At 68.0% G+C, this 5,813-nt stretch carries 3 protein-coding genes and 1 pseudogene; all 4 read right to left on the reverse strand.

Translation table 11 applies throughout. From position 1 onward, the window contains the following. Positions 1 to 1,076, reverse strand: a pseudogene (locus APY03_RS44765) (CoA-binding protein); the annotation flags it as partial. 19 nt (positions 1,077 to 1,095) lie between these two features. Beyond that, on the reverse strand, positions 1,096 to 2,382 hold the full coding sequence (locus APY03_RS29595; RefSeq protein WP_068682642.1) for an ATP citrate lyase citrate-binding domain-containing protein: 1,287 nt from the start codon (positions 2,380 to 2,382) through the stop codon (positions 1,096 to 1,098). Between the two features lie 148 nt (positions 2,383 to 2,530). Then, on the reverse strand, positions 2,531 to 3,298 hold the full coding sequence (locus APY03_RS29600) for a class II aldolase/adducin family protein (RefSeq protein WP_068682644.1): 768 nt from the start codon (positions 3,296 to 3,298) through the stop codon (positions 2,531 to 2,533). Between the two features lie 166 nt (positions 3,299 to 3,464). Next, the coding region (locus APY03_RS29605; protein WP_068682646.1) for a cation-translocating P-type ATPase at positions 3,465 to 5,813 on the reverse strand (2,349 nt) is incomplete at its 5' end.

Raw genomic sequence — 5,813 nt, forward strand, 5'->3', positions numbered from 1 at the left:
CCTTCGTCGGAGCCGAACCAGGGCTTGAGGGCCAGCGTGCCCTCGGGCGCGAAATCGGGCAGGCTCGCGTTGGCGCGCATCACTGCCGTAAGGGCGGCCGGGATGTGCGCGATGTTGGTGACCAGCGCGCCCTTGGCCGAGAACACCGGGTTGCCGGGCGTGAATATCGCATCCACGCCGAACTTCTCCATGAACCAGCGTTCCTTGGCCAGCGCATCGTCCGAGCCGCCAGCCATCGCGCCGGCATGGCCGACCGCGCGCGTGAGCTTGCTCTTCCAGCGCCCGACCACGCAGGCGACGACCGGCTTGGTGAACTTCGCGTCGAGCTCGTAGTAGCCGCCCGGCTCGCAATACAGCACCGCGGCCTTGCTGCGCGCGTCGTTCGCCAGGGCGAAGGCGAATTCGGGCGCCGCGTAGTGGATATAGACGTCCTTGCCCGAGGAGATCACGGTGGTGGTGCCCCAGCCCGCCATGCGCAGGTACTGCGCGATGGTGGTGGAGAAGCCGCCCGAGTTCGAGAAGATGGCGATCGAGCCCGGCCGCAGCGAATCGCCAGGCTTGTCGCCGCCCAGTGCGCCGCCGATGCGGACCTGGTTCCACGAGTCGGCCACGCCCAGGCCATTGGCGCCGAAGATGTCGATGCCGTTCTGCTGGCCCATGGCGCGGATCTCGCGTGCGTCGTGCACGGCGATCTTCTCGGTGATGATGAAGATCTTGCGCAGCTCCGGGTTCACGCGGATCAATTCGGCCACGCCGTCGCGCGCCGCCGAGGGTGGCAGGTACACCACGCCGCAGTTGAAGCGGTGCCCCGCCGCCAGCCCGTCGCGCACATTGTTGAAGACGGGGATCTCGCCGATCGGCGTCTCCAGCACCGCGCCGCCCTTGCCCGGCGCGGTGCCGAAGACCACGTTGCCGCCCGAGTAGGCATGGCTCACCGGCGTGACCTCGCTCGACTCGCCGCCCAGGATGTTGAGCACGCAGACGCGGTCCTCGCGCGAGGCGACCTGCGTGAGCGAGCTGATGCCCACGTGGTACTTGAAGTCGCCCACGCCTGTCTTCTGCCAGCTGGATTGCATGATGTTGTCCTCCCTTTTTTCAAGCGGCCGTCGAGGCCTGGATGCCGAGGCGTGCCGCGACCTGCTCGCGCCCGCCGTCCTTCATCCACGCGTTGACCTTGCGGGCGAACTGGATCACCTCGCTCATGTCGGAATCGAAGCCGAAGAGCCGGTAGGGCAGGCCCAGCGCATCGCAGGTGTCGCGCAGGGCACCCATGCCGCGCACCAGGTTCGGCCCGCCGCGGCCCAGCACCACGTAGAGCGGCGTGGGCCCGTGCTGGCTGAAGTGCTCGCGCAGCGCGTCGGCCATCGCGCGCAGGGTCTCGAAGATGTCTGTGTTGTTGCTCTTGCCGCCGATGATGAAGAGCACGTTGGCCTGCTTCAGCCAGTGCCTGAAGCAGATGCGTGCCACCTCCTTCATCTTCTCGTAGGGCGGATTGCCGCCGAAGTCGGAGCTGATGATCGCGTCGTCGCCCAGCATCTCGGTCACCAGCGAGTTGGCGCCGCCGCCGAAGGTGGGCGCGAGCACCGTTCCGTTCTCGTTGATCACGTAGACGTCGCTCTGGCCCTGGTGCGTGCGCAGGGTGTTGATCTCCTGCTCGAAGTCGGAGTAGTCGGCCGCGAACAGGTGGGGCGGCAGGCCCAGGCGCAGCCAGCGCGGGTCGTCGCGGTCGAAGCCGCACTTGAAGTCGCAGGCCACCGGCGTAAGCCGGCCCTTCTTGTCCTCGCGCATGCGGATCGGGTTGAGTTCCAGCGTGGTCATGCCGAAGTCGTGGAACAGCTCCCACAGCTTGGGCAACTGCTGCACCAGCGGCGAAATGATTTCCTTCGGTGCGCCGATCTCGGTCAGCGCGTTGGCCACCACGAAGGCCTTGAGGCCGGTGAGCGGGTCGAAGGGCACCGTCGCGACCTGGGTCTTGTCGAGCTCCTCGATGTCCATGCCGCCCATGTGCGTGAGCGTCATGGTCGGGGCGCGGAAGCGGGTGGAGTCGCTGATGGAAAAGTAGACCTCGTGCTTGGCGGGCACGCCCGCCTCGAAGGTCACGCCGTTGGCCTTGGCCTTGACATGGCCGACCGTGTGCTCGGCGAAGTAGAGGCGCTCCTTCTCGGCCAGCGCAGTCTTCAGGTCGCTTGCGCGGCCCAGCAGGCCGGCCTTGCCCTTCTTGCCGATGCCGCCCTTGAAGACGGGCTTGACGAAGATGAGTCCGTACTTGTCGATCAGCGCCTTGATTTCCTCTTCGCTGGCCGCGGGGCCCAGCACCTCGGTCGCCGGAAAGCCCGCGAAGTGCAGCAGGCGTGCGCCGTGCAACATGCCGGTGATCTGCATGGTCGATGTCTCCTGTAGTGCGCGAACTGCGCCGTGGGCTGCCCGCGTCTCGGGAGGCCTCGGAGAAATCGTAGGAATCGAAGCTGTCGATCCGCCGTCAGTGCGGTGAGGGTAAGTACGGGTGGCGGGAGTGCCGGGTGGCCCGCTGCTAGTCCTTGTAACTGGGGTCGATGCGGTCGAGCTTGCGGATCAGCGCGGGCCAGGCGAAGGCGCCGCCCATGCCACCGGTCTGCACCTTCAGTGCCTGCCCCACGCCTTCGATGATTCGCGGATCCACACGGGTGAGCTCGCCGCCGCCCGCCTGTGCGGCGATCTGGATCTGGCAGGTGTTCTCGAAGATGTACATCGAGAGGAATGCGTCGGGGATGGTCTTGCCCACGGTCAGGAGGCCGTGGTTGCGCAGCATCAGGAAGTTGGCCTCGCCCAGGTCGGCCTGCAGCCGCGGCTTCTCGTCGTCGCGGAAGGCCACGCCCTCGTAGTCGTGATAGGCCAGCGAGGCCAGCACGAAGGTGGACTGCTGGCTGATCGGCAGCACGCCGTTCCTTTGTGCGCTGACGGCGATGCCGGCACGCGTGTGGGTGTGCAGCACGCACTGGATGTCCGGCCGCGCCGCATGCACCGCGCTGTGGATCACGAAGCCGGCGGGATTGACGGGGTGGGGCGAAGTGATCACCTTGTTGCAGTCCTGGTCCACCTTGATCAGGCTCGAGGCGGTGATCTCGTCGAACATCAGCCCATAGGGATTGATCAGGAAATGGTGCTCGGGCCCCGGCACGCGCGCGCTGATGTGGGTGAAGACGAGGTCGCTCCAGCCGTAGAGGGCGACGAGCCGGTAGCAGGCCGCGAGGTCCACGCGCAGCTGCCATTCCTCGGCGGAGACGAGCTTCTGGATTTCGGAATGCGTGGTGGTGTTCATGGCGGTGCGCGGCCCTCTGCGTTCGGTCGGCCGATTTTCAAGAAACCGGTGGCGGTTTCAACCGGGAAAACGCCGGTGCTTCGGTAGTTCCCGATCGACAGCGTGATGGTCCCGGGCCCTCAGCGCAGCCGCAACGTGGCTGGGTCTGGCATTCGGTCGCCTCGCGTCAATCCGGGTGGTGCCTCAACCGCGATGCCAGGCCGAGTGTCGCCATGCCGACGACGGCGAAGGCTATGGCGACCATCGCCCAGTCGTCGCCGTGCAGCGGCCGGAGGTTCAACAATCGACTGGCCACCGGGATCTGGACGAGCATGCCGAGCGATGCGAGCGTGCCGACGACGAGCCAGCGCGCGGTGGCCTGGCGCAGCTTCGTCAGGCCGGTCGTGATGGCGGCGCTGGCCGCCAGCAGTACAGTCAGGGCCATCGCGCGGGCGTGCTCGACGTCCCGGTCAGCGCCCAGCGCGTGGAGGTAGCTCCAGACCACGGCCACGCTCATGAGCCCGCCGACCAGGCCGATGCCCAGCCAGCCTTCGGTCGAGAAGAAGCGCGCACGTCGATGGCGCCGCACCGGAGCGAGCGGCCCCAGGCCCGGGAGATCCTGGAATGCCAGCATGGCCGTCGGATGGATGACGAGTTCCAGCCACACGATGTGGATCGGCAGGAACAGCAAGGGCAGGCCCATCAGCGGGATCGCGGCGGCCCCGATCACGAGCGGCAGGTGCACCAGGAGCAGGTAGGCGAAGGCGAGCCGCAGGTTCTGGAAGAGCTGGCGGCCTTCGGCCACGGCATCGACGATGGTCCTGAAGTTGTCGTCGAGCAGGACCACCGGCGCCACCTCGCGGGCGCTGCGCGTGCCGCGCTCGCCCATGGCCACGCCGACGTCGGCCAGGCGGAGCGCCGGTACATCGTTGACGCCGTCGCCCGTGACGGCGACAAGTTCACCCTCGGCTTGGAGCGCCTGCACCAGCGCGAGCTTTTGCGCGGGTGTGGCGCGCGCCACCACATGCGCGCCGCCATTGGCGCCGAGCACTGCACCGGCATCGTCCCCCGGTGCAAGAACGACGACCTTCGGCTCTGCGCCGCCAAGCCCGATCTCGCGCGCAATCGCCGCGGCCGTGGCCGGATGGTCCCCGGTGACCATGATGACGCGCATGCCCGCGGCCATGCAGTCGGCCATGGCCTCGCGCACGCCGTCGCGCACCGGGTCCTCGAAGGCCAGCAGGCCCGTGAACGCGAAGCCCGCCTCGGGCTCGACGCCGGTGGGCATCCCGGCAGGCATCTCACGCCGGGCGCACGCAATGACCTTGTGCCCGCTGCGTGCGTACGCCTCGACGCGAGCGAGCCATTTGGCTCGTTCCGGCTGGGACAACTCACAGGTGGCCAACACGGTCTCCGGAGCGCCCTTGGTGAAGGCCGTTGGATCGCCGGCGGCCAGGCGCCAGATGACCGTCTCGCGGCGCCGGGCTTCCGTAAATGGGAAGTCAGCCACCCTGGCCGCCTGCGGCAGTTGCCCCGCCGCCGCATGCAGGGCCTGGTCGAGCGGATCGCCGCTGTCGGGCCTTGCGGCGAAGGTAGCCACCTGCAGCACCGAAGCCTCGTCCTCGCCGTCGGCCGGGGCCCGGTGCGCCAACACCAGCGAGCCCGCCGTGATCGTCCCAGTCTTGTCCGACACGATGCAAGTGACGCGGCCGATGTTCTCCACCGCAACCGCGCGCCGCACCAGGGCCTTCTTGCGAGCCAAGCGGTAAACCCCGACGCCGAGAAAAAATGTGTAGACGACCGGGAACTCCTCGGGCAGCGCGGCCACGGCCAGCGTCACAGCGCTGAGGAGTGCATCGATCCACCCGTGGCCGTGCCACAGCCTGATCGCGGCAAGGACGATGCACATCACGATCGCCATGCCGAGCAGCACGGCGACGAGTTCGCCAATGGCCTTCTGCAGGGGGGTGGGGGCGTGGCTGCCCTCGGTGGCGGAACGGACGATCTCGCCATAGCGCGTCTCGCTGCCGATGCAAACGATGCGCAGCCAGGCCTTGCCGGTCAGCAGGCGTGTGCCCGCGGTGCCCCAGTGCTCCTCGGACGCGCTTGCAGGCAGTGGCGCGGCAGGCTCGATGGTTTGCTTGGCCACCGGCAACGACTCGCCGGTCAGAGTCGATTCGTCCACCTGAAGGCCGTTGCCGGACACCAGCAGGCCATCGGCCGGGAAGTACTCGCCCGGCGCCACCTCGACCAAGTCGCCCGGAACCAACTCCCGCGCCGGAATGGCCCGCCACTGCCCGTCGCGCAGCACCCGTGCTGAACTGGCCAACCGACTCGCCAGCCCTGCGGAGGAAGCATTCGTGCGTCGATGCAGGTACGCGTCCATGCCCAGCAGCGGCGCCATCGCGACCAGCAGCGTCAGCGACTCGGTGACTTGCCCCAGCAGGCCGAACAGGCCTGCTGTCAGCAACAGGAACCACAGCATGGGGTCGCGCGCCGTGTTGCGCGCGACCACGAGCCAGCCGCTAGCGGCTTT

The sequence above is a fragment of the Variovorax sp. WDL1 genome (assembly GCF_001541225.1).
GTDB lineage: Bacteria > Pseudomonadota > Gammaproteobacteria > Burkholderiales > Burkholderiaceae_C > Variovorax.